This is a genomic window from Serratia sp. CY33525 (assembly GCF_052169115.1).
GTDB lineage: Bacteria > Pseudomonadota > Gammaproteobacteria > Enterobacterales > Enterobacteriaceae > Serratia > Serratia sarumanii.
On the sequence record NZ_JBJNLK010000002.1, the window covers coordinates 233,603 to 257,642 of the forward strand.

General features: G+C 60.7%; 23 protein-coding genes. 9 read left to right on the forward strand and 14 right to left on the reverse strand.

Annotated elements, in window-relative coordinates; all coding sequences use genetic code 11:
- Window positions 1–26: 26 nt before the first annotated feature.
- From ACJ8IM_RS06090 to ACJ8IM_RS06100, 3 genes are all read right to left on the reverse strand, one after another.
- On the reverse strand, window positions 27–878 hold the full coding sequence (locus ACJ8IM_RS06090) for a DUF1460 domain-containing protein (RefSeq protein WP_033653480.1): 852 nt from the start codon (window positions 876–878) through the stop codon (window positions 27–29).
- A 104-nt stretch (window positions 879–982) separates the two neighbouring features.
- Window positions 983–1,525, reverse strand: coding sequence for a GNAT family N-acetyltransferase (locus tag ACJ8IM_RS06095; RefSeq protein WP_033653479.1), 543 nt, complete (start codon window positions 1,523–1,525; stop codon window positions 983–985).
- Complete coding sequence (locus ACJ8IM_RS06100) at window positions 1,525–1,992, reverse strand: acyltransferase (RefSeq protein WP_033637546.1); 468 nt, start codon at window positions 1,990–1,992, stop codon at window positions 1,525–1,527. Before ACJ8IM_RS06100 ends, ACJ8IM_RS06095 begins: the two co-directional genes overlap by 1 nt.
- Before the next feature lie 205 nt (window positions 1,993–2,197).
- On the opposite strand from ACJ8IM_RS06100, the gene ACJ8IM_RS06105 reads away from it, so the two are divergent.
- On the forward strand, window positions 2,198–2,788 hold the full coding sequence (locus tag ACJ8IM_RS06105) for a Yip1 family protein (protein WP_033637547.1): 591 nt from the start codon (window positions 2,198–2,200) through the stop codon (window positions 2,786–2,788).
- 57 nt (window positions 2,789–2,845) lie between these two features.
- On the opposite strand, the gene ACJ8IM_RS06110 is transcribed toward ACJ8IM_RS06105, so the two are convergent.
- On the reverse strand, window positions 2,846–3,697 hold the full coding sequence (locus ACJ8IM_RS06110) for a DMT family transporter (protein ID WP_033653478.1): 852 nt from the start codon (window positions 3,695–3,697) through the stop codon (window positions 2,846–2,848).
- A gap of 598 nt (window positions 3,698–4,295) precedes the next feature.
- Between ACJ8IM_RS06110 and ACJ8IM_RS06115 the strand changes: the two genes are divergently transcribed.
- From ACJ8IM_RS06115 to ACJ8IM_RS06125, 3 genes are read left to right on the forward strand one after another with little or no spacing between them, the layout of a single operon-like run.
- The gene (locus ACJ8IM_RS06115; RefSeq protein WP_033653477.1) at window positions 4,296–5,012 is read left to right on the forward strand and encodes an ABC transporter ATP-binding protein; all 717 of its coding nucleotides are present in this window, start codon (window positions 4,296–4,298) and stop codon (window positions 5,010–5,012) included.
- Between the two features lie 16 nt (window positions 5,013–5,028).
- Window positions 5,029–5,985, forward strand: coding sequence for an ABC transporter substrate-binding protein (locus ACJ8IM_RS06120; RefSeq protein ID WP_033653476.1), 957 nt, complete (start codon window positions 5,029–5,031; stop codon window positions 5,983–5,985).
- Entirely contained in the window at window positions 5,982–6,989 is a 1,008-nt protein-coding gene (locus ACJ8IM_RS06125; protein WP_033653475.1) for a FecCD family ABC transporter permease, read from the forward strand. Before ACJ8IM_RS06120 ends, ACJ8IM_RS06125 begins: the two co-directional genes overlap by 4 nt.
- 13 nt (window positions 6,990–7,002) lie before the next feature.
- On the opposite strand, the gene ACJ8IM_RS06130 is transcribed toward ACJ8IM_RS06125, so the two are convergent.
- From ACJ8IM_RS06130 to ACJ8IM_RS06150, 5 genes are all read right to left on the reverse strand, one after another.
- A complete protein-coding gene (locus tag ACJ8IM_RS06130) occupies window positions 7,003–8,526 on the reverse strand; it encodes a flavodoxin domain-containing protein (RefSeq protein WP_033653474.1) in 1,524 nt (507 codons plus the stop codon).
- A gap of 5 nt (window positions 8,527–8,531) precedes the next feature.
- Window positions 8,532–8,957 carry a PAS domain-containing protein gene (locus ACJ8IM_RS06135; protein ID WP_033647052.1) on the reverse strand — a complete coding sequence of 142 codons (426 nt, stop codon included), beginning with the start codon at window positions 8,955–8,957 and terminating at the stop codon, window positions 8,532–8,534.
- 222 nt (window positions 8,958–9,179) lie between these two features.
- Window positions 9,180–10,886: a D-lactate dehydrogenase gene (dld, locus tag ACJ8IM_RS06140; RefSeq protein WP_033653473.1), complete on the reverse strand. Its 1,707-nt coding sequence runs from the start codon at window positions 10,884–10,886 to the stop codon at window positions 9,180–9,182.
- A gap of 125 nt (window positions 10,887–11,011) precedes the next feature.
- On the reverse strand, window positions 11,012–11,806 hold the full coding sequence (gene map, locus ACJ8IM_RS06145; RefSeq protein ID WP_033653472.1) for a type I methionyl aminopeptidase: 795 nt from the start codon (window positions 11,804–11,806) through the stop codon (window positions 11,012–11,014).
- A complete protein-coding gene (locus ACJ8IM_RS06150) occupies window positions 11,803–12,006 on the reverse strand; it encodes a ParD-like family protein (protein WP_006324220.1) in 204 nt (67 codons plus the stop codon). Before ACJ8IM_RS06150 ends, map begins: the two co-directional genes overlap by 4 nt.
- 168 nt (window positions 12,007–12,174) lie before the next feature.
- Here ACJ8IM_RS06150 and ddlA point away from each other — a divergent pair, with 168 nt between their 5' ends.
- On the forward strand, window positions 12,175–13,278 hold the full coding sequence (gene ddlA / locus ACJ8IM_RS06155; RefSeq protein WP_033637551.1) for a D-alanine--D-alanine ligase: 1,104 nt from the start codon (window positions 12,175–12,177) through the stop codon (window positions 13,276–13,278).
- A gap of 34 nt (window positions 13,279–13,312) precedes the next feature.
- Here ddlA and ACJ8IM_RS06160 read toward each other — a convergent pair whose 3' ends face one another.
- Entirely contained in the window at window positions 13,313–14,092 is a 780-nt protein-coding gene (locus ACJ8IM_RS06160) for an ABC transporter substrate-binding protein (protein WP_033653471.1), read from the reverse strand.
- Between the two features lie 34 nt (window positions 14,093–14,126).
- Window positions 14,127–15,281 (reverse strand): pyridoxal phosphate-dependent aminotransferase, encoded by a 1,155-nt coding sequence (locus ACJ8IM_RS06165; protein WP_033653470.1) that lies wholly within the window; start codon window positions 15,279–15,281, stop codon window positions 14,127–14,129.
- Between the two features lie 118 nt (window positions 15,282–15,399).
- Between ACJ8IM_RS06165 and ACJ8IM_RS06170 the strand changes: the two genes are divergently transcribed.
- From ACJ8IM_RS06170 to ACJ8IM_RS06185, 4 genes are all read left to right on the forward strand, one after another.
- A complete protein-coding gene (locus ACJ8IM_RS06170) occupies window positions 15,400–16,320 on the forward strand; it encodes a LysR substrate-binding domain-containing protein (protein ID WP_033653469.1) in 921 nt (306 codons plus the stop codon).
- A 112-nt stretch (window positions 16,321–16,432) separates the two neighbouring features.
- Window positions 16,433–18,730, forward strand: coding sequence for a beta-glucosidase BglX (gene bglX / locus ACJ8IM_RS06175; RefSeq protein WP_101455788.1), 2,298 nt, complete (start codon window positions 16,433–16,435; stop codon window positions 18,728–18,730).
- A 75-nt stretch (window positions 18,731–18,805) separates the two neighbouring features.
- Entirely contained in the window at window positions 18,806–19,729 is a 924-nt protein-coding gene (locus ACJ8IM_RS06180; protein ID WP_101455789.1) for a DUF7916 family protein, read from the forward strand.
- Window positions 19,730–19,835: 106 nt separating this feature from the next.
- A complete protein-coding gene (locus ACJ8IM_RS06185) occupies window positions 19,836–20,054 on the forward strand; it encodes a hypothetical protein (protein WP_144337685.1) in 219 nt (72 codons plus the stop codon).
- 221 nt (window positions 20,055–20,275) lie between these two features.
- On the opposite strand, the gene ACJ8IM_RS06190 is transcribed toward ACJ8IM_RS06185, so the two are convergent.
- The 3 genes from ACJ8IM_RS06190 to ACJ8IM_RS06200 form a co-directional block, all read right to left on the reverse strand.
- Window positions 20,276–21,646: a tyrosine phenol-lyase gene (locus tag ACJ8IM_RS06190; RefSeq protein ID WP_033653464.1), complete on the reverse strand. Its 1,371-nt coding sequence runs from the start codon at window positions 21,644–21,646 to the stop codon at window positions 20,276–20,278.
- A 74-nt stretch (window positions 21,647–21,720) separates the two neighbouring features.
- Entirely contained in the window at window positions 21,721–22,743 is a 1,023-nt protein-coding gene (locus ACJ8IM_RS06195) for a methyltransferase (RefSeq protein WP_051917612.1), read from the reverse strand.
- A gap of 290 nt (window positions 22,744–23,033) precedes the next feature.
- Entirely contained in the window at window positions 23,034–23,834 is an 801-nt protein-coding gene (locus ACJ8IM_RS06200; RefSeq protein WP_077791438.1) for an alpha/beta fold hydrolase, read from the reverse strand.
- Between the last annotated feature and the right edge of the window lie 206 nt (window positions 23,835–24,040).

Consider the following 24,040-nt stretch of genomic DNA (forward strand, 5'->3'; position numbering starts at 1 on the left):
GCTTATAGCCGTTATGCGGCGGGGGATTATCGGCTGAGCGAACGCAGCACCACGATGCCCGGCGTGGCCATCACGTAATCCATAAAGGGCGAATCGACCACCCGCATGTTGGCCTTGCGCGATGAGGCGTTGCGCAGCACCGGGCCGTTGTCGATCATCACGAAGATGCCGGTGTGGGTCACGTCCAGCCCGTCCAGGTTGGTGTAAATGCCGATGTAATCGCCGGTGCGCAGCTGGGCCAGCACCTTGTCGTCGATGCGGTCGCTGGGGATATAGGTCACGCTGCGTTGTACGTCGGGTAAGCCGGGCAGGTAGCTGCCGCCATCCGCTTTGCGGTTGAGGGTTTTCACGAGGGTGACGGCGTGCGGGCTGAGCCGCGCGGTGATGTCTTCAGCCACTTTTTTCGGCCGCTGCGCCCAATCGGTGAAGAAGTGTTTGCGCTGCGGGAAGGCGATTTTGCCGTCGACGTAGCGAATGTCTACCAGGCGCTGTACGAACTCGCCCTCGCTGCTGGCGGTGCTGAGCGCTTCCACATAATCGATGTAGGTGAAGCAATCCAGCCCGCGGAAGTCGATCACCAGCTGCTCGGGCGTGCTCTGCGAACCGATCAGGCGGTTGGCGAGATAGGGCGTGCCGAGAAACTCGCGCGAAATCAAATCGACGGTGCGGCCATGCGGCTGCGTGGCGGGCCAACCGGCGCGCAGCGCGAGGATCTCATGCAGCTTGCTGCGGGTGCTGGCGTCCATCTGCGGTTGCACAGCCGGCGGCGAAACGATGACGTCGGTCGGCGGCGTTGCGGGGGAGACGGCGGTGGGGCGCTCGGCGCATCCGCTCATGGCGATAGCTAACATCAGTAAAACAACCTTGTTCTGGTTCATACGGCCCTCCCTGGGTGTCGCTGGCTTATCAGAGTCAGTGATAACAGTTCTCATCCGATGGTAGGGGTTAAAAAGTAAACATAGCCTCAATGGCGGCCGATAAATCAGTAACCGATTTCGCTATTGAACGGCAAATACCAGAACAGCGCGATTTCGTGATCGGCGATCTCCGGCTCGGCGCGGTACAGCAAACGGTCGATGCCGCCGAGAATAAACCCGTAATGCTGGTAGCAGCGACAGGCGGCCAGATTGTTGTTCTGCGTTTCGAGCATCATACCTGAGGTTTCCTGCTGCCGCGCCCACTGTTTGGCGCAGTCCAGCAGCGCCCCGGCGATGCCCTGACGGCGCGCGTGAGCGCTGACCGCGATCTCGTCGATCAGGGTGTAACCGTTCCAGTTTTTGCTCAGCGTGATGTGGCCAACGGCTTGGTCCTGGCGATACGCCAGGAAAGTCGCGCTGTCTTCGTTGGCGAACGGCGCCAGGGGATACTGTTTGCGAAACGGCGCCACCGGGCGGGTTGGCCAGCTGTCGACCGGGGTGTCGAACTGCGGCAGGGCGTAACAGCGGATGGTAAAGCCGAAATCGCCGCGCGTCAGGTAATCATCGGGCAGCGCCTCAATGGCCGCGATGCGGATGGCCGGGATCATTACGGCAGCTCCCGCAGCAGGCGCGCCGGGTTGCCGGCATAAATCCCCTTGCGGGTGATGTCGCGGGTCACGACCGCCCCGGCGCCGATCACCGCGTCGCTGCAGATCTCCACCGCCAGGATGGTGGCGCCGGAGCCGATGGACACCCGATCGCCGACGCGCGTGCGCCCCCAGCTGGCCGGATCGGCATTGGGTGCGCCGTCTTTGAACAGATCGTTGGCGAAGGTGACGCCGTGGCCGACAAAGCACGCTTCGCCGAGGGTAACGTATTCGCAGATAAAGCTGTGCGACTGAATTTTACTGCGCGCGCCGATGCTGACGTGGCGCTGGATCTCCACGAACGGGCCGACGAAGACATCGTCGCCGAGCCGGCAGCCGTACAGATTGCAGGGCTCGACAACGGTGACGTTGCGCCCGGCGTCGACGTCGACGATCCCCGCCTGGCGGGTGGTGATAACGGATGACATGGCCTTCCTCGCAGCCTGGTTTTTATGGTGGGAGTATAAGACAAAGCGCCGCGGCGTTGCGCTTTCCGCACGTTTTTTCGCCGAAAGACTATAATGAGTACAGGGGAGAGAGCCCCGTGGCCGCAATCCTCGCACGGGTAGCAGTCCGTCGGAGGTGTGAAATTCGTTCGCCGATCGCGGCCTACGGCGAGATAGGAGGTGTCTCATGGTCAGTCATGTTTGGGGACTTCTGGCGCATCCCAGCGCCGAGTTCGAACAGATCAAAAACGAGAATGAAAGCGTCTCGCACCTATACACCCATCACGTGTTGCTCTTGGCAGCAATCCCGGTGGTCTGCGCCTTTATCGGCACCACCCAGCTGGGCTGGCTCTCCGGCGAGGGACATGCCATCAGGCTCGACATGTTTACCGCGCTTTATACCGCCGTGGCGTTTTACCTGCTGATGCTGGCGGGCGTAGCGGCCATGGGGAAAGTCATTCACTGGATGGCGCGGCGCTATGAATCGCGCCCCAGCCTGCACCGCTGCATGGTGTTCGCCGGCTACGTGGCGACCCCGATGTTCCTCAGCGGGATTGTGGCGCTCTATCCGGTCGTCTGGCTGTGTCTGTTTGTCGGCATTATCGGCCTGTGCTATTCGGGCTATCTGCTGAATCTGGGGATCCCGCACTTCCTGAATATCGACAGTAAGGAAGGGTTCATCTTCTCCAGCTCGACCTTCGCCATCGGCATTCTGTTGCTCGAGCTGCTGCTTGGGGTGACGGTGCTGCTGTGGGGGTACGGTTCCTGGTTATTCTGAGTTAACGGTTGTTGTTGTCGCCCCCGCGCCGGTGGAACGGCGCGGGGGCTTTTGCTTTTATGCGCGGCGGAAAACCAGCATCACGCCGAGCACGATGCCCGCCATGCCCAGCAGGCTCAGCGCCGCCAGCGCGTGGCCGAGCAGCAGGTAGTCCAGCAGGGCGGTGACCGCCGGGATCAGATAGAACAGGCTGGTGACCTGCACCAGGTTGCCGCGCTGGATCAGGCGATACAGCAAGAAGGTTGCCAGCACCGAGATCACCACCGCCATCCACAGCAGCGGCAGCACGAACTCTGGCCGCCACTCGACCCGCAGCGGCTCAAACGGCAGCGCCAGCGTACACATCAGCAACCCGACGGCATACTGCAGCGGCAAGACCGCCAGCGGCGGCTGCGTCATGCCTTTTTGCAGCAGGGTGCCGGCGGTCATGCAGCCCAGCGCGATAAAGGCGAACAGCATGCCGCTCAGCGAGAAGTGGGCCACCATCAGGCTTTGGTACACCACCAGCGTCAGCCCGGCCATCGCCAGCGCCAGGCCGAGCGCCCGCAGCCCAGTGCAGCGCCGTTCAGTGATGAACTGGGTGAGGATCGGCTGTACGCCGAGCAACGTGGCCAGCACGCCGGGCGTAATACCCTGTTCCAACGCCAGCAGATAGCAGATTTGATAGCTGCCGATCATCAGCACGCCAATCAGCGCGACGCGCCGGCGGGTGCCGGGGGCGGGCAGGCACTGGCGCTGCCACAGGCCGATGGCCAACAGCACCGCCAGCGCGATGGCGCAGCGGAAGAACAGGAAAGCGAAGGCGGAGGCGTGCTCCAGCCCCCAGCGGGAGAAGATCGCGCCGCTGCTCCAAAGCAGGACGAACAGCGTAGCCAGGCCGGCATTGGCCCAGAGAGAAGGTAATCGCATGTCAATTTCACCTGTCGTGAAAATTACAGGCTCCGGCGTGCGTAGCGGTCTACGCCTGAACGCAACAGATCAATAAGCCGGAGGTAAAAAGTCGGTTTGGCTTAGCGCACGACCACAATGCGTGGCGGGTAAGCGGCAACCGCTGAAACGACAGAGGAAACGGCGGGTGGAGCGGAAGAAGCACACAGCAAAACGGCGGCCGGAACGGTCGCGTTTGTCGGATCTGTGCTGTGCGCCAGGTAGGCCATGTGAGTTCCTGAAAACCGGGAATGAAACTAATCGCTCAAACATAACTAAGTTCAGCGGGGCGTGCAATCGGAAATCGCAGTGATTTAAATGATAATGAAAATCATTATCATTTATTGAGAGGTATGTTATGTTGCTTTGGCCGCGCAGTTTTGACGCAGAGGGCGCGGCTTGCTCTTGCCTCGGTTCACGCAATGCGTGCGACGAAAGACGCTGCGATTCGCTTTTGCAGAAGGCGCGTAATCGTGGTAAAAATATTGATATGTTATAATATAACAATTTACGCATAATGAATTCAGTTCACGACATCCTCCACGTTGATGGGATTAGCCTGACCGCCCACGGCGGGGCATTGATACTCGACAACATCCATTTCGCGCTGCGCGCCGGTGAGAAGCTGGCGGTGATCGGCCCTAACGGCAGCGGCAAGTCCAGCCTGTTGCGTGCCCTGATCGGTGAAACGCGGCCGGACAGCGGCGGCATTTACTGGCGAGGGCGCGCCTTGTCCGCGTGGCCGGCGGCGGAGCGCGCCAGAAGCATCGCCTTTCTGGCGCAAAACGATTCGCCGGATTTGCGGCTGTTGGTTGAGGACTACGTGGCGTTGGGCCGTTTGCCGCACGGCGCATGTTCTGCGACGGGAAAGCGCATCGTTGATGAAGCCATCGGGGAAACCGGGTTGGTGCCGCTCAGGCGCCATCCGTTGGGGCGGCTCTCGGGCGGCCAGCGCCAGCGTGCCGCGCTGGCTCGGGCGTTGGCGCAGTCTCCCGATCTGCTGTTGCTGGATGAACCGACCAATCACCTCGATCCGCCCGGGCGCTCGGCGCTGCTGTCGTTAGTGAAAAATAAAGACATCGCCGTGATTGCGGTCTTGCACGATCTGCCCGTGGCAGAGGCGTTTGCCGATCGGATCCTGGTGCTCAACGAAAGCCGTCAGGTGGCCTGTGGTACGCCCGAGGCGGTGTTGCAAACTCCGGTGATTTTGCCGGTGTTCGGCATGAACAGTTTCAAGGTGGCACATCCCGTCAGCGGGAAAACGCTGCGCATTTTTGACGTTCCCCATTGCGCTTGATAAACCAGAGAGAAACATGAACGCACGCGTATTCATTCTGCTTCTGCTGCTGGCCGCCAGGTCGGCGGCGGCCGAACATTTTCCCGTCACCGTAGAAAGCTGCGGTGTGCCGGTCACCTTCAACCAGGCGCCGCAGCGCGCCGTCATCAACGACATCAACATGGCCGAGATGGCCTTTGCACTGCATCTGCAGGATCGCATTGTCGGGCTGACCGGCATCACCGGCTGGTACAAACTGACGCCCGACTTCAAGGCCGCGATGGGCACCGTTCCCGAGCTGGCGCCGAAATATCCCGCTTTGGAAACGCTGCTGGCGGCACAGCCGGATTTCTTTTTCGCCGGCTGGAATTACGGCATGAAGATCGGCGGCGACGTCACGCCGGAGAAGCTCGCCCCGTTCGGCATCAAAACGCTGGTGCTGAGCGAGAGCTGCGTACAGGCCGGCGGGCGGCCGCAGAAGGCCGATATGAACCTGCTGTATGACGATGAGCTGAAGCTCGGCAAGATTTTCGGCAAGCAGCAAGAGGCCACCGCGCTGGTTGAGGGCTGGCAGCGCCGGTTGGCTGCGCTTCCCGCCAGGCCGGCGGGCCAGCCGCCGCTCAAGGTGTTCGTCTATGACTCGGGGGAGGAGAAGCCTTTCACCAGCGGCAAATACGCTATGCCGACGGCGATCGTCGAAGCGGCGGGCGGCCGCAACGTGATGGACGGTTTGCCGGCGAGCTGGACGACGGCGTCCTGGGAGGCGGTAGCGGCGGCCGAGCCTGATTTCATTATTCTGCTGGATTACCAGACCGGTTCGGGCGCCGATGCGCTGCGGCGCTTCCTCGAGTCTCACCCGTTGATGAAATTGACGCCTGCCGTACGGCACCACCGCTATCTGAAACTGCAGTATGCGGAGCTGACGCCGGGGCCGGCTAACATCGGCGCAGTGGAAAAGCTGGCGCGGGCGCTGTACGCGCCGGAGGCTGAATGAACTCGCCGACTCGGCGCTTTATGCTGCTCGCACCGCTGGCGCTGTCGGTATTGTGCGGGCTAATGATCTGGAGCCTGCAGCTGGGCAGCGTCGCGCTGTCATGGCGGCAGGCGTTTGCGGCGTTAGGGCTCGGTTCGGCGCCGCTTTCCGGCATGCTGGACACCATCGTCGTGCAGCTGCGGGTGCCCAGGGCTTTGTTGGCGGCGTTAACCGGCGCCGGACTGGCGATGACCGGCGCGCTGCTGCAGACCACCACCCGCAATGAGCTGGCCGATCCTTTTTTGTTTGGGCTCTCTTCCGGTGCCTCCGCCGGCGCGGTGCTGGTCATCACGCGCTTCGGTGATGCGCTGGGCGCACTGACGTTGCCGCTGTCGGCTTTCGTCGGCGGCATTCTGTCCGCGATGGCGGTGATGATCCTGTTTCGCGTCAGCCGGGTCAGGCGCGCCGAGCAGTTGATCGTCTGTGGCCTGGCGGTCTCATTTTTGTTTAGCGCGCTCACCAGCTACCTGGTGTTTTCCGGCGATCAGCGGGCGGCCGGTTCGGTGTTGTTCTGGTCGCTCGGCGGGCTGGGGCTGGCGCGTTGGGATAATCTGTTCATTCCGCTGGCGAGTTTCGTGCTACTGGCCGGGTTTACGGCGCTGCGTTGGCGGGCGCTGGACGCGCTGCTGGCGGGCGAGCAAACCGCCCATTCGATGGGGGTCAACGTGGCGCGGCTGCGCACCGAGACCTTTCTGTGCTGCGCACTGTCCACGGCGTTTCTCGTTTCGCTGACGGGCGTGATCGGCTTTGTCGGGCTGATGGTGCCTTATCTGGCCCGGAGCCTGGTGGGCGTGCGCCACCGATTGTCCGTGCCGATGTGCGGCATGCTGGGGGCGATGCTGCTGACCGGCGGTGACATGCTCAGCCGCAGCCTGATCCCCAATCAGGAACTGCCCATCGGCATCATTACGGCGGGGCTGGGGGGCGCGTTCATCGTGTCCTTGCTGCTGCGCGCGGAGCGGTGAACGCCGCCCTGTCTCAATAGAGCTCCAGATGCAGGCGCTGCTGCTCAATCAGCGTCTGCCACAGGTTTTCCGCCCCGTGGGCTTGCTCCAGCGCCGTCGCCACGGCATGTTCCAGATACTGACGATTGCCGCACAGGTAGACATGCGCGCCCCGCCGCAGCAGGCCGCTGACGACACCGGCGTGATCGTCGATGGCGTGTTGCACGTAATACTTGTCGGCGGTGTCGCGCGAGAATGCCGTGATGAGCCGCGTGAGTACGCCCGCCGCGTTCAGCGTGACCAATTCCTCGCCATACAGGAAGTCTTCATCGCGCCTTTTCTCACCGAAGATCAGCACGGTTTCACGCCGTTCGCCCTGGGCGGCCATTTCGCGCAGTAAGCCAATCAACGGTGCGATGCCGGTACCGGTACCGATAAGCAGCACCGGTACGGTGGTATCGCGCGGCAGGTAAAAGCCGGGGTTGGCGCGGCAGAAGAGGCGGAAAGGGCCGGGTTGGCTGAGCAGCCAGCCGGTCGCCGTGCCGCGCCGGGTGCGGCCGCCGCGTTCATAATGCACGTCGCGCACGCACAGATCGAGGCTCTCTTCCCGCGTTGCCGAAGCGATGGAGTAGGCGCGCGGTAGGCAAACGGGCAGCAGCGTCAGCAGGTTCTCCAGCGTGACCGCGTGCGGCGGGCAAAAATCGTGCAGCACGTCCAGCAGATCGGCGCCGTACAGATAACTCTCCAGGGCTTTGCGCTGGCGGATCTTGAGCAAGCCTTTGAGTTCTTCGCTGTCGGCCAACTGCGCCAGTTCGCGCAGCGTCGTTTTGCTGAGCTGGCGCAGCTCCCGACGCCGCAGCGTGTCGACGGCCTCCGGCCTGCCGAGCCAGTCAGCCAGCCGGGTCAATAATCCTTCGTCGTTCTCCGGCAACAGATAGACGGTATCTCCCGCCCGGTAAACGATGCCGCTGCCGGCGATATTCAGCCGCAGGTGCCAGGCCTGCGGCGTGCGTGCGCTGAGCGGCCGCCGTTCGAGGAGGGCGGCGCTGAACGCATGGTCTTCACCGTAGGCGGTTACGCGCAGATGTAAATCGCGGCCGGCCTGGGCATCGCCGGCCAGCACCTTATCCAGCGTCGTCAGCCAGGTTGCGAAGAACGGTTCGAAGTTAACGTCTGCGTCGACGCGATTGACGATGGCGTGGGCGCCGTATTGCGTCAGGCGTGCATCCAGCGCCTGCGTGAAGCCGCAGAAATGCGGGTACGCGGTGTCGCCGAGGCCGAAGATGGCGTAGCGCAACCGATGGCGGTTAGGCCATTGCGCCAGCGCGTCGGAAAAACGTTCGGCGTTGGCGGGCGGTTCGCCGTCGCCAAATGAGCTCGAGACGATCAGTAGGGCGTCATGCTCGCCCACATCGGCGGGCTGGATGGCGTTGAGTTCTTTCACGACGGGGCGGTAGGGTTGCAGGCTGCTTTGCTCGCCCAGGCGCATCGCCAGCGCCCGGGCGTTGCCCGACTCCGAACCGTAACCAATCAGGATGCGTTCGATAAGGTCGGCCATGGCGGTTACTTGTCGTAGTGGTTGTCGAACTGTTCTTTGGCGAATTCCACCGATTCGAAGTCGGTCATCAGATCGTTGATCACGCGGCGGATGCTGATATAGGCCGCGATATTGCCCTGGGCGTCATACAGCGGTTGCACTGTGGTGTCGACCACGTACAGCACGCCGCCTTTGCCGACGTTCGGAATGATGCCGGTCCAGATGCCGCCCGCCTTGATGGTGTCCCACATCGCTTTGTAAACCGCTTTCGGCACGGAAGGGTGGCGCACGATGCTATGGGGCTGGCCCACCAGCTCTTCCCGGGAAAAGCCGGTCAGTTGGCAAAACAGATCGTTGACGTAGGTGATGGTGCCTTGCAGATCGGTGGTGGAGATCACCATCACTTTATCGAGCGCGGCTAACAGCTGGGCGGAATCGAGGGTCTGACTCATGGTAGGTTCCTTCTCATTAACAACTTCGCGGTGATTGCCACGGCGGATGCCATGTATCCGTCATGACAGTTTTGTAATTGATTCTCATTTGCGATGAATGGTAATCGGGAAATTTATAAGTTGCAATATAAATACATCTTTAAGGGCGCAGAAAGATCACGATGAGGCAGGCAGGGGAGAGTAGGCCCGCGCCGGGTGCGGCGGCGGGCCAATCGGGCGGTCTTAGCGGGGGACTTCGGCCCAGCCTTTGCGTTTACTGGTTTTGCCGATGCCGGGGTTGAAGCTGTTGGTCGGATCGGCGGCGCGGTAGAACGCCTGCAGATCCGGTTTGGCGTGATACAGGTGGCCGACGTTATGCTCCGCCGGGTACTCGGCGCCGCGCCGGTTGAGGATCTCGAGCATCTTTTCTTTCAGTGCGTGGCTGTCGACGCCTTTTTTCACCACGTAGTCCTGATGGAAGACGTGGCACATAAAGTGACCGTAATACAGCTTATGCACCAGCTGGCTGTCGATTTCCGGCGGCAGCGTTTCAAACCAGTCGGTGTCGTTGCGGCGCAGGGCGATATCCAGCGCCAGAATATCCTCCACCTTGTCGGCGTGCACCGCATGGTAGCGCACGGCGGCGCCGGCGGCGGCGAAGCGGTGCAGGAAGGCCTTTTTGCCTTCGTCAGGCGTGCAGGCGAAGAAAGCGCCTTCGGCCTGGGCGAAGTACTCGGTCAGGTAGCGCTGCGCTTCGTCTACGCCGGGGCCGGCCATCTTCAGCAGCAGGTGATGTTCGAAACGTTCGCGGTAGTCCTTCATGCGCTTCGGCAGGTGGCTCGGCGCCAGATGGCTCAGGCCCTGCATCAGCCGGTCGGTCAGGTTGTGCGGCAGCAGCGGCAGCTTGTTGAGGCTGGCGTCCATGCGGCCTTTCAGGGTGAAGAAGCGCGGCATCTGATCGGTGCCGAGCTTGTCGATCATCATGAAGGTGTCTTTGCCGTAGACCTCGGCGATGTCGAAGATATCGCGGTGCATGTACTCACCGGCCACCGGCAGATTGTCGAACTGGCTCAGCATGTGGCGGCGCAGCTCGGTCAGCACCGCGGTGTCGTTGGTGCCGATATAGAACACCTGCTCTTTGCCTTCTTTCTCGAAGGTGTCGAGCCGCACCGCGAACACCGCCAGCTTGCCGGCGCAGCCGGAGGCCTCGAACAGGCGGCGTTTGTCGGCGTTGAAGCGGGAAGGGGTGTCGGCATCGACGTCGCGCACCCGACTGGCGTACTCGTTATCCGAGGCGCGCAGCTCGCCGTATTCGACGTCCTCTGGACGGTAATCGCCTTTTTCCAGCCGGGTGAGGATCTCTTCCGGCGTGTCGCCGAGGCGGATGCCCAAATGATTCACCAGGCGCAGCTGGCCGTCTTCCCCTAGCTGGGCGTACAGCGCCATTTCGGTATAGGCCGGGCCGCGTTTCACCAGCGAGCCGCCGGAGTTGTTGCACACGCCGCCGATCACCGAGGCGCCGATACAGGAGGAACCGATCACCGAATGCGGTTCGCGGCCGTAGGGTTTGAGCAATTTCTCGAGGTGGTGCAGGGTGCTGCCGGGGAAGCCGACCACCTGCTTGCCGTTGTCCAGCACCTGAATATGGTCGAGGCGCAGGGTGCTGACGATGACGATGTCGCGATCATAGTCGTTGCCGCTGGGGGTCGATCCTTCGGTCAGGCCGGTATTGGCGGCCTGCATGATGACGATTTTGTCGGCGGCCACGCAGGCCTGCAAAATGCGCCACAGCTGCAGCAGGTTGGTTGGGAATACCACCGCCAGCGCCTGGCCTTCGCCGGAGCGGAACCCCTTGCGATACCGCTCGGTGTTGCGATCGCCGGTCAACAGCTGCGGGCCGCCGACGATGTCCTTGAGCTGATTGATAAACGCCTGATTGCCTGACTGCATGCTGTCTGTCTCCCTGTCATCCCCGTCGCTTTAACCGCGGCGCCGGAGTGCCGCATATAAGCTAAGAGGTTATCAATTAAATAACTTATTAAGCTATCAGCTTGCCAGGCTAATGGCTTGCGGGTTTAGTAACGCTCGGCGTAGCCGGCTCGGCGCTCTTCGTCGCGCAGCGTCAGGATCTCCACACCGTCGGCGGTGACCGCCACGGTGTGCTCCCACTGCGCCGACAGTTTTTTGTCGCGCGTCACCACCGTCCAGCCGTCTTTCTTCTGCTTGATGCGGCGGTCGCCCTGGTTGATCATCGGCTCGATGGTGAACACCATGCCTTCCTGCAGTACCAGACCGCTGCCGGGTTGGCCGTAGTGCAGCACCGCCGGCTCTTCATGCATATCGCGGCCGATGCCGTGGCCGCAATATTCCCGCACGATGCTGTAGCCGGCCTGCTCGGCGTGCCGCTGGACGGCATGGCCGATATCCCCTAGGGTAGCGCCCGGTTTTACCGCGCGAATGCCTTGCCACATCGATTCATAGACGTTGTTCACCAGCCGTTTGGCCAGCGGCGTCACCTGGCCGACGCAGTACATCTTGCTGGAGTCGGCGATATAGCCGCCGTTTTCCAGCGTGATGTCCACGTTGACGATCATGCCGGAACGCAGGATTTTGCTGGCCGACGGCACCCCGTGGCACACCACGTCGTCGATTGAGGTGTTGAGCACATAGGGGAAATCATACTGCCCCTTGCTGGCCGGGCGCGACTTCAGCTCTTCGACGATAAACGCCTCGGCGCGGTCGTTGATCTCCATGGTGGAGATGCCTTCGACGATGACCTCATCGAGCATAGCAAACACTTTCGCCAGCAGGGCGCCGGAATGGCGCATTTTGGCAATCTCTTCCGGCGTTTTAATCACAATCTGTTTCACCCGACAATCTCCTTCAGCGTCAGCGCGTTATCTTTCATCATTTTTTTTACCAGCTGCGGGTAGGTCAGTTCCGGATGGAACTCCGCCAGCATGCCGATCTTGATCCAGTACTCGGCCTGCGCGTTGATCGAACGCGTCATGGTCAGGCTGGCGAGGCGCAGATCGTCATGCAGCGCGTCTGAAATTTTTACGATGCCCATCGGCGTCTCCCTAAGTGAACGATATACGAAGTGTATACGTTTAGGATGGTGGCGATGTGGCATTCTGTGGCGTAAGAAGATTCTGGCAACAACGATTGCCGCCGCCAGGCAATGCGTTTATTGTGATAAACGACTTTTTTGCCATGATTTTTCAGAAGGATTTAAGGCGTGACTAAACTACGTGTTGGGGTGATTTTTGGCGGTAAGTCGGCGGAGCATGAGGTGTCGCTGCAGTCGGCCAAAAACATTGTGGATGCAATCGACAAAGAGAAGTTTGACGTCACGCTGCTGGGGATCGACAAACAGGGGCAGTGGCACATCAACGACGCCTCCAACTACCTGCTCAACGCCGAGAACCCGGCGCTGATCGCGCTGAACCGCTCGAACAAGAACGTGGCGCTGATCCCGGGCCAGGAAAAACAGCAGCTGATCGAAGCGGGCAGCGCCGGCGCGTTGGGCCAGCTCGACGTCATCTTCCCGATCGTGCACGGCACGCTGGGGGAGGACGGCTCGCTGCAGGGGCTGCTGCGCATGGCCAATATGCCGTTCGTCGGCGCCGGCGTGCTCGGCTCGGCGGTCAGCATGGATAAAGACGTGACCAAGCGCCTGCTGCGCGATGCCGGGCTGGCGGTGGCGCCGTTCGTCACCCTGACCCGCGCCAACCGCGCCGGATTCACGTTTGAGCAACTGAGCGAGCGCCTCGGCCTGCCGCTGTTCGTCAAGCCGGCCAACCAGGGCTCGTCGGTCGGGGTCAGCAAGGTGGAAAACCGCGCCGAGTTCGACGCGGCGGTATCGCTGGCCTTCAGCTTCGATCACAAGGTGCTGGTGGAGTCGGCGATCGTCGGCCGCGAGATCGAGTGCGCGGTGCTGGGCAACGACGATCCGCAGGCCAGCGTGTGCGGCGAGATCGTGCTGAGCGACGCCTTCTATTCTTACGACACCAAATACATCAATGAGCAGGGCGCTCAGGTGGTGGTGCCGGCGGCGATCGCGCCGGAAGTGAGCGACCACATCCGCGAGGTGGCGCTGAAGGCGTTCCGCGCGCTGGAGTGCTTCGGGCTGGCGCGGGTGGATGTGTTCCTGACGCCGGACAACCAGGTGGTGATCAACGAAATCAACACGCTGCCGGGCTTCACCAATATCAGCATGTATCCCAAGCTGTGGGCCGCCAGCGGCGTCAGCTATCAGGCGCTGATCACGCGCCTGATCGAATTGGCGCTGGAGCGCCACCAGCAGGATCGCGCGCTGAACAGCTCGGTGTTCGATCGCTAATCGCGGCAGGGGGCGGCGGTGCCGCCCCCGTCTCTCACTTCACCGTCACATCGATATCGCCGAAATACTTCTTCGACAGCGCCGCCACCGTGCCTTGCTGTTTCACTTTGGCGATGGCAGCATCCAGTTTTTTCTTCAGCGCCTCATCCCCTTTACGCAGGCCGAAGGCGATACCTTCACCGAGGATTTTGTCGTCGCGCACCGCCTCGCCGACGAAGGCGAAGCCTTTGCCGTCCGGCTGCGACAGGAAGCCGCTTTGCCCCGACGGCGCCATCACCAGCGTGGCGTCAAGCCGACCGGCCGCCAGATCGAGATAAACCTGATTCTGATCCTGATAAGACACCACGTCCACGCCCGCCGGCGCCCAATGGGTTTTGGCGTAAATCTCCTGAATCGATCCTTGCAGCACGCCCACGTGTTTGCCCGCCAGCGATTTGGCGTCCGGCAGCAGGCCGCTGCCGGCCTTGGCGATCAGGCGGTTCGGCACCTGATAGATGGCGTCGGTGAAGGCGATCGCCTGGCGCCGCTGTTCGGTCACGTTCATCGCCGAGTTGATGGCGTCGAACTTGCGCGCCTGCAGCGCCGGGATCAGGCTGTCGAACGAGGTTTCCACCCAGCTGCATTGCAACTGCGCGGCGGTGCACACCGCGTCGCCCAGTTCGATGTCGAACCCTTCCAGTTTGCCGCTGGCGGATTTGGATTCGAACGGCGGATACAGCGCTTCCAGGCCGAAGCGCAGGCTGTTTTCCGCCGCCAGCGAAGCGCCGGCGGCCAGCAGGCATCCGGCGGCGAACAGCGTTTTCAATGCTTTCATAGGCAGTGCCCCTTTCCCATGGTTGGACAAAAAATCACACCTGGCTCAGGCGGCGCGCGCCTTCCAGCAGGGTCTCGTTATCTTTGGAAAAACTCAGCCGGATAATGCCGGTATCGGTGCCGTCACTGTAGAACGCCGACAGCGGGATCGTCGCCACCTTCGCTTCGCGGATCAAGCGCACGGCGAAATCATTGTCGCTTTCGTGACTGAAGCCGCTAAAGCGGGCCAGCATGAAGAAGCTGCCGCGGCTGGGCAGCAGCTCAAAGCGCGAATCCTGCAGGGCGCTGGCCAGCAGATCGCGCTTTTGTTGATAAAACGCCGCCAGCCCCAGGTAGCTCTGCGGGTTGGCGAGCGCGGCGGCGAAGGCGTGCTGCATCGGCGTATCGGCGGAGAACACCATAAACTGGTGCACCTTGCGGATCTCGTCCATCAGCGCCGCCGGCGCCAGGCAGTAGCCGACGCGCCAGCCGGTGACGTGGTAGGTTTTACCGAACGACGACACGATCACGCTGCGTTCCGCCAGCTGCGGGTAGCGCGCCATGCTGTGGTGAATATCGCCGTCGAACACCACGTGCTCGTAGACCTCGTCGGACAGGATCACGATGTCGGTGTCGCGGGTCAGGGCGGTCAGACGTTCGATGTCGTGCGCGTCAAACACCGCGCCGGTCGGGTTGTGCGGCGTGTTGACGATGATCATGCGCGTTTTGCCGTTGATGGCGGCGGCCACTTCGTCCCAGTCGACGCGAAAATCCTGCAACGACAGCTTGATCGCCACCGGCGTGGCGCCCTGCAGGCGCACGATCGGCGCATAGCTGTCGAACGCCGGTTCGAAATAGATCACCTCGTCGCCGGGATGCACCAGCGCGCTAATCGCCGAGTACAACCCTTCGCTGGCGCTGGCGATCACCGTGATTTCTTCGTCGGCGTCATAGCGTGTGCCATACAATCGTTCAGCTTTTTCCGCCAGAGCAGCACGTAACGCCGCCACGCCGCTCATCGGCGCGTATTGGTTATGACCTGCGCGCATGGCTTGCGCCGTCGCCTCGATCAGCTGCGGGTCACCGGCGAAGTTGGGCGCGCCCTGCGACAGATTGAGGGCCTGATGTTCGGCGCTGAGTTGGCCAATGACGGTGAAAATGGTGGTGCCGACGTCCGGCAGCTTCGAGCGGGATGAGCAAGCGCTCTGCATGATGGGCTCCAGGCAAACAGGGAAGTGTTGAGCGATTAAGCATCAGGCGGCGTAGGCGGACAAGGGAAAGTTTGTCATACTTGCCATGCACTACGATCATACCTAATCGAGGCCCGCTATGCCGATATCCCTGCCGTCGCTCGACGTGTTGAAAACCTTCGTGGTGGTGGCGCAACGCCTCAATTTTACCCATGCCGCCCGGCAGTTGCACCTGACGCAGGGGGCGGTCAGCCGGCAAATTCTCGGGCTGGAACAGCGCCTGGGCTATCCGCTGTTCAGCCGCCAGGCGCGCGGTTTGGCGCTGACGCCGCAGGGCGCGCAGCTGTTGGCGCCGGTGCAGCAGGCGCTGGGGCAGTTGGACGAGGCGCTGACGCGGGCCGCCGCCCCGCCGGGGGCGCTGCGCATCAAATGCCCGACCTGCGCCATGCGCTGGGTGCTGCCGCGCATCATTCGCCTGCAGAATGAACGGCCGGACATGCATATTGAGCTGACCGCTTCGGTGTCGCACGGTCTGGATTTCAGCACCGAGCAATTTGACGCCGCGGTGGTATTCGGCCGGCCGCCGGGCAAAAAGCTGAGCGCGCACCTGCTCTTCGACGAAATCCTCACGCCGGTCTGCACGCCGACGTTCCTGCCGCCAACGCCCCGGCTGGCGGACTTGACGGACAAAACCCTGCTGCACCCGACGCGCGATCGGCGCGACTGGCTGCGCTGGCTGAAGGCGGCGGGGGCCGATGCGCTGCCGTCCGGCAAGGCTCAGCATTTCGATACCCTCGATCTGGCGATGAGCGCCGCGCTGCAGGGGTTCGGCATCGCCATCGGCGATCTGTGCCTGCTGGAGGAGGATATTCAGGCGCGGCGTATCGTCACGCCGTTCCCACTCTGCGTCAGCAGCGGCGCGGCCTATTATTTGGTCTATCCTGAACGCGGGGCGCCATCGCCGGCGCTGGCGCAGTTTATCGATTTCCTGACGGCGGAGGCCGCCGACAGCCGCGCCCGGCTGCAGAATTACCTGCCGATAACCTGTAATGCTTTGTAAACATTAACGATGCGAATTCCCTTGGCGATGAAACAGAGTGTGGCAAACTGTTTCTTCACTCCGATTAAACTCCGCGGCGTTGGCGGCGGAAACACGCCTGAGATAAAACAAGATGAAATGGCTTTGTGTGGTGAGTATGTTGTCCGGTCTGGCCCTCAGCCCGGCTTTTGCGCAGGAAACGCCGATAACGCAGGGCATGCACGCCCAGCAGCGCGACGCCTTCGTGTCCAATTTGATGAAGCAGATGACGCTGGAAGAGAAGATCGGCCAGCTGCGGCTGATCAGCGTCGGGCCGGATAACCCGAAAGAAGCGATCCGCGAGGGCATCCGCAAAGGGCAGATCGGCGCCATCTTCAATACCGTTACCCGGCCGGATATCCGGGTGATGCAGGATCAGGCGATGCAGCTCAGCCGCCTGAAAATCCCGTTGTTCTTCGCCTATGACGTGGTGCATGGCCAGCGCACCGTGTTCCCGATCAGCCTGGGGCTGGCGGCCAGCTTCGATCTGGAAGCCATCGCGCTCAGCGCTCGGGTGGCGGCGCAGGAGGCCAGCGATGACGGCCTCAACATGACCTTTGCGCCGATGGTCGATATCACCCGCGATCCGCGCTGGGGGCGGGTCTCCGAAGGCTTCGGCGAAGACACCTGGCTGGTGTCGAAAATCGCCAAGGTGATGGTCGACGGTTTCCAGAACGGCGACCCGGCCAAACCCGGTTCGGTGATGGCCAGCGTCAAGCACTTTGCGCTGTACGGCGCCGTCGAAGGCGGCCGCGATTACAACACCGTCGACATGAGCCCGCTGCGCATGCATCAGGACTATCTGCCGCCTTATAAAGCGGCGGTGGATGCCGGCAGCGGCGGGGTGATGGTGTCGCTCAACGCGATCAACGGCGTGCCGGCCACCGCCAACCCGTGGCTGCTGAAAGATCTGCTGCGCGACCAGTGGGGCTTTAAAGGCATCACCATCAGCGACCACGGCGCAATTAAAGAACTGATTAAACACGGCGTGGCCGCCGACGCGCGCGACGCGGTGCGGCTGGCAATCACCTCCGGCGTCGACATGAGCATGAGCGACGAGTTCTACGACAAATACCTGCCGGGCCTGGTGAAAGACGGGCTGGTGGCTGAAAGCGATATCGACCGCGCCTGCCGCGACGTGCTGAACACCAAGTACGACATGGGACTGTTCACCGATCCGTATGTGCATCTGGGCCCGGCGGGTGCCGATCCGCAGGACACCAACGCCGAAAGCCGCCTGCACCGCGCCGAGGCGCGGGTGGTGGCGCGCAAAACGATGGTGCTGCTGAAGAACGATAAGCAGACGCTGCCGCTGAGCAAACAGGCGACCATCGCGCTGGTCGGGCCGATGGCCGACAGCCAGCGCGACGTGATGGGCAGCTGGTCCGCCGCCGGGGTGGTCAAGCAGTCGGTGACCCTGCGCGAAGGGCTGGAGCGGGCGGTGGGCGACAAGGCGCGCATTCTTTACGCCAAGGGCGCCAACGTCACGCAGGATAAAGGCATCATCGACTACCTGAACGAGTATGAGCCGGCGGTGGCGTTCGACACCCGTTCGCCGCAGCAGATGCTCGACGAAGCGGTGCAGGCGGCGAACAAGGCCGACGTGGTGGTAGCGGTGGTGGGGGAATCGCAGGGCATGGCGCATGAGGCCTCCAGCCGCGCCGACATCACGATCCCGCAGAGCCAGCGCGATCTGATCGCCGCGCTGAAAGCCACCGGCAAGCCGCTGGTGCTGGTGCTGATGAACGGCCGGCCGCTGGCGCTGAGTTGGGAGAGCGAGCAGGCGGACGCGATGCTGGAAACCTGGTACAGCGGCACCGAGGGCGGCAACGCGGTGGCGGACGTGCTGTTCGGCGACTACAACCCGTCGGGCAAGCTGCCGATGACCTTCCCGCGCTCGGTCGGCCAGATCCCGATGTACTACAACCACCTGAACACCGGCCGCCCGTTCGGCAAGGAGAATCCGGGCAAGTACACCTCGCGCTACTTCGATTCGCCGAACGGCCCGCTGTATCCGTTCGGTTACGGCCTGAGCTACACCACCTTCAGCCTGTCGGATCTGAAACTGTCCAGCCCGACGATGGCGCGCAACGGCAAGCTAACCGCCAGCGTCACGCTGAAGAATACCGGCAAGTACGACGGCGCCACGGTGGTGCAGCTGTATCTGCAGAACGTGACCGCCTCGGTCAGCCGGCCGGTAAAAGAGCTGCGCAACTTCAAGAAAGTGACGCTGAAGGCCGGCCAGTCGCAGCAGGTTGAGCTGCCGATTAGCGAAGACGATCTGAAGTTCTACAACGCCAGCCTGAAATGGGGGGCGGAGCCGGGCAAATTCAACGTGTTCGTCGGCCTGGACTCCGACAACGTGCAGGCGCAAAGCTTTACGCTGAAGTAACCCTGTCCCCCTCGTTCGCCGCGCTGAGCGAGGGGGCATCTATTCATTCCCGCTAACGTCATCGGAGCTTGCCTCATGAAACGCTATCTGGACTGCAGCGCCAGCGATCTGGCCGATATCGGCAAAGCCGACCTGCTCTACGCCATCCGCGCCAGCGAAGGGCGCATCTTGGTCAGCGAAACCATTGCGGTCACTCAGCCGCTGCTCAATAACGTCACCAACGCCGAGCTGGCGGCCAGCCAGGGCGCCGACCTGCTGCTGCTGAACCTGTTCGACGTTGACCAGCCGCATATTGCGGGCCTGCCCGCCGACGTGCCGCCGCAGGAGGCGCTGCGCACGCTGCAGCGGCTGACCGGACGGGTGATCGGGGTGAACCTGGAGGCCGTCGATCCGGCCTTCGCCACCGAACATAACGATTTCTGGCAGATGACGGCGGGGCGTGCCGCCACCGCCGAGAATGCGCGCAAGCTGTATCAACTCGGCGCGCGCATGCTGGTGCTGACCGGCAACCCGAACAACGGCGTCAGCAATCAGGCGATCGCCGCCGCGCTGAAAGCGATCCGTGATGAGGTGGGCGACGAGATGGTGCTGGTGACCGGCAAGATGCACGGGGCCGGTATTGTGCGCGAAAGCGGCAGCCAGCTGATCGGCGAGCAGGACATCGCGCTGTTCGTGGAGAACGGTGCGGACATCGTGCTGTTGCCGGCGCCCGGCACCATTCCCGGCATGTCGCAGGAGAAAGTGGCGGCGCTGATTGCTTATGCGCAGCGGCAGGGCGCGCTGGCAATGACGGCGATCGGCACCTCGCAAGAGGGGGCCGACGTGCAGACCGTGCGGCAGATTGCGCTGATGAGCAAAATGGCCGGCGCGGATCTGCACCATATCGGCGATACCGGCTATCTGGGGCTGGCGCTGCCGGAAAACATCTTCGCTTACAGCGTGGCGATTCGCGGCGTGCGCCACACCTACAGCCGCATAGCGCGCTCGGTGAACCGCTAAGCCCGGGGTTTTTGCGCCGTCACGATGCGGTCATCGCTCGTGGCCAGCGGTTGCGCGGCGGAAAGCCTGAGGACGCAGCGATCGGGTGAGATGTCGGCAGGCATTGGTGAATGTGTTTTTGGTGGTGATCGCTCTGGCAATGTTGCCGTCGGTTGGCAAAATTTTGCGGCCCGCGTTGAAGGATATGCTGCGCGTGGTGCCGGTTGAACTGGACACTTTGGTTGAGAAGACGATGGCGGCGCTGGTGCCAGGCACAATATCATCGATTATCACAGCTATTGCCAAAATGACGGGCGCATCAGCATTATCGAAATCAATATTTTGATGGGGGTCGTGCAGAGCGTTAAGTTAGACGAGTTGGATGCAATGCGCGAAGAAATTCAGTCCGGTTTAGGGATGGATGACGACGATCTGTGATTGGCCGTTTCTTTTACTCGCGATCGCAAATGGCTTAACTGAGAGGAAACTCCGGGCCTGACGGCCCGGGGGATCTGCACATGTTGGCAGCCATATAGCGCGTTCGAGCAACCGCCAAGAGCGCGGATGTTAGCGGTAAGCAAAACGCGCCGTGAAGAATCGGAGCTGTTTGGGTTCATAAGTAAACTGCAGACCGTGAATGCTTGCTCTGCGCTGATATAGCGCAATAATGCCGTCGGCGACTTTGTCCATATGCGCGTAGGTGTATACGCGACGCGGTATGGTCAGGCGCACGGTTTCCAGATTTGGCCGACGGTTGTCGCCTGTCTTCGCATCGCGCCCGGCCGAAACGATGCCGCGTTCCATGGCGCGCACGCCGGTTGCGATATAGATGCTGGCGGCCAGGCTTTGCGCGGGCAATTGCTCCTGTTGAAGATGCGGGCAAAAACGGCGCGCATCGAGGAAAACCGCATGCCCGCCCACGGGTTCGACAATGGGAATGCCGGCCGCGAGCAACCTGTCGCCTAGGTAGCGTACTTGCTGAACACGATGTTCAATGTATTCGAATTGCATCGCTTCGCGCAGGCCGATCGCCATCGCCTCCATATCACGCCCGGCGAGCCCGCCGTAAGAGGGCATTCCCTCATACACCACGACCAATTCCCGCACGGCGTTAAACGTTTCTTCGTCATTCATGCAAAGAAATCCGCCGATGTTCACCAGACAGTCTTTTTTGCCGCTCATCGTACAGCCGTCGGCGTAGCTGAACATTTCCAGAACGATATCCGCGATCGACCGCTGCCTGAATCCCTCTTCTCTTTCTTTGATGAAATAGGCGTTTTCCACGCACCGGGTCGCATCGTAATAAAGTTTAATGCCGTGTCGACGGGTCAGTTCGCTAACGGCGCGCATGTTGCCCATCGATACCGGTTGACCACCGGCCATATTGACGGTGACCGCCAGGCAAACATAGGCGATGTTTTCAGCACCTTTTTCCGCGATCAGCGCTGCCAGTTTGCGCAGATCGACATCGCCTTTAAACGGCAGAATCGCGCCGGCGTCATGGGCTTCGTCTCTGATGACGTCAACAAAGGTGGCGCCGTTTTTTTCCTGATGATAGCGGGTGGTGGTGAAATACATGTTGCCGGCGACGAATTGGCCCGGTTTTATCGCGACCTGAGAGAGCAAATTTTCCGCGCCGCGCCCCTGATGGGTAGGCACCAGATATTTGAAGCCAAACAACTCGCGGACGGTTCGTTCAAGGTGGAAAAAGTTTTCGCTGCCGGCATAGGCTTCATCTCCCGACATGATGCCCGCCCACTGTTTATCGCTCATGGCATTGGTGCCGCTGTCGGTCAGCAAATCGATATACACATCCCGCGAATTCAGCAGGAAAGTGTTGTAACCCGCCTCCTCTATTTTTTTTATTCTTTCTTCCCGGGAGAGCAGTGTTACCGTTTCAACACTTTTTATACGAAAAGGTTCGGCTGGATAAGACATCGTTTTCACCTTATGGCAATCAAGTTGATGGGTAATGTACGGACGTGATGCGCCTTGCCGCTCAAAAATACGGTTTATTTTTTTATTGCGGTAACAATGCTGAAATAACCGAGGGCGGGAAATACTTCAATGTTTTCGAATCCCGCTTCAGAGAGCAGAGAGCCAATTTCTTTGCCGGAGTATTGTTGCCCCTCCGTCCAGCCTAGCATCATCAAACTGTAGGCGGCAGCGGCAAGTGGCCCCGGTTCTGTGTCGTCATACAGTATTTCATGAATAACTATCCTTCCGCCTTTCGGCAATGACGCATAACTTTTCTGCGCCAGAAAACGGTTTTTTTCCGTCGGCCAGTCGTGGAAAATATTGGAGTAGAAATGAAGGTCCGCAGCGGGGTAATCATCATGCCACATATTGCCGCAATGGGTGCCAATTCGATCATCAAAACCATATTGCCGTATATAATCGGCCGAAAGCGGGCAAACCTCCGGCAAATCGAAAATGGTGCACTGGAGATTGGGCCAATGCGCGCTCATGCCGATGGCGTGCGCGCCTGATGCTCCGCCGATATCGAGCGCCTTGCGGTGTGATGCCAAAGAGAGCGCGGTGGGCCAAACGCTGGCCGAGCCCATGCTCAGGCTATGCATGGCGTGGGTGAATTTGCGCGCTTTCTCGGTATCATGAGCATGCGTATCGAAAAGAGCGCGTTCGCGATAAACTTGGGCCGTATCCTTCCTGATGGCTGATTCCAGATTTTTTAGCGAGAAGTTTTCACTGTTTTCATACATCATGTCCCAAAAGTAACCGAAGTAATTTGGGCTGCCCTTTAATAAAAACTCTTGTGCCTCCGACGTGAGCCTAAAGAGGCCCGCATTCAGTTCGACCAGATTCAACGCGCGCAGCGTGGCCATGATCGCTTCCGCCGGCCGCTTTTTAATCTGCAGTTCTGTACTGATATCGTTAATATTTCTTGGCGATTTAGACATGAATTCAAATACGCCCAGGCGGTGCGCGATAATGATGGTTGGATAAGTATATAAATTCATGGTGATATCAAGAATGTTTCTGTCATGACAACGAGGAGGAATTACCGCTAAACGCATGTTAATCTCCGGGGAGTGGAGTTATAGGGTTTAGAAAGGTTATGTCATCAATTCATTTTTCGCAAAGTATCGCCTTTATTTTTTTGTATTTTTAAATGGGATTGATTGGTTGTTATTTAAAATGATATGGCTAATTAATTATGAGATTAAAAATAATTATTTTAGGCCTGATTTTATTTTAGGGCGCCCAATCCATTATTTCGCCGTTTGCCTGGTCAATACGGATGGATGCGCGCCGTTGCGGACGACGCCGGCGGCATGCATGGCCGGGCCTGGCGGCCCGGAGAATGTTACCAGAACAGCGGGGTGGTGTTTTCAGCCAGAAACGCCAGTAGGGTTTCGTTGACCGCCGTCGGGTTTTCCTTGTTGCTGATATGCCCGGCGTTGGGGATCAGCACATGTTGACAGCCGAGAAGATCCGCCATGCGCTGGCCTTCCGCCGGCGGGCGCGGCTTATCCTGGGCGCCGGTGATGACGATGCTGGCGGCGGTGATGTTTTCCAGCAGCGCCAGCTTGTCGGGGCGACCGAAGATCATCCGGCCCAGCGGTACGATGCTCTCGCGCAGGCGATCGGCGGGCAGGCTCTGGAGCTGACACAACAGCGATTGCAATAAGGCGTCGGGGACGTCATCGGAATAAAACAGCGACGCGACATGTTCCAGCAGCGGCGAAGTGATGGCGCCGGCTTGCTCCACGGCGGCCAGCATGCCCATATAACGCTGCCGCGCCTCCGGCGTTTCGTCGCCCAGGTAGCTGTCCATCAGCGCCAGCACCTTGACCCGTTCCGGCGCCAGCGCCGCCAGTTCGGCGCCCCACATGCCGCCGACGGACAGGCCGACGATGCCGAACTCTTCAATATCCAAGCGATCCATCAGCGCCAAATGATCGGCGGCGATATCCGACAGGCTGTTTCGCCCGGTCGGCAGCGCCGGTGAGTCGCCGTGGCCCCAGAGATCCGGCACGATCAGGCGGTAGCGTTTCGCCAGCGCTTCAAACTGCGGCGCCCACATGTTCAGATCGAACAGATAGCTGTGGCCCAGCAGCAACGGAAAGCCTGAGCCCACGTCGAGATAATGCAGGGAGTTGCCCATCGTTGGCATCTTATCGGTTCCTTAATATAAAGAGAGTCCGGCTGCTTATATCACACTCATATTCGAACTGCGGTATTAATTTACCTTAAATTACTCAGGCAAATCCTTATTTTTAATTTCCCTTGATAACAAGACGTCAATGAAAGGTAATGCTAATGATAATATTCTGGTGACGATAAGCGCCTTGGTTTATGCTGGCGCTCCTT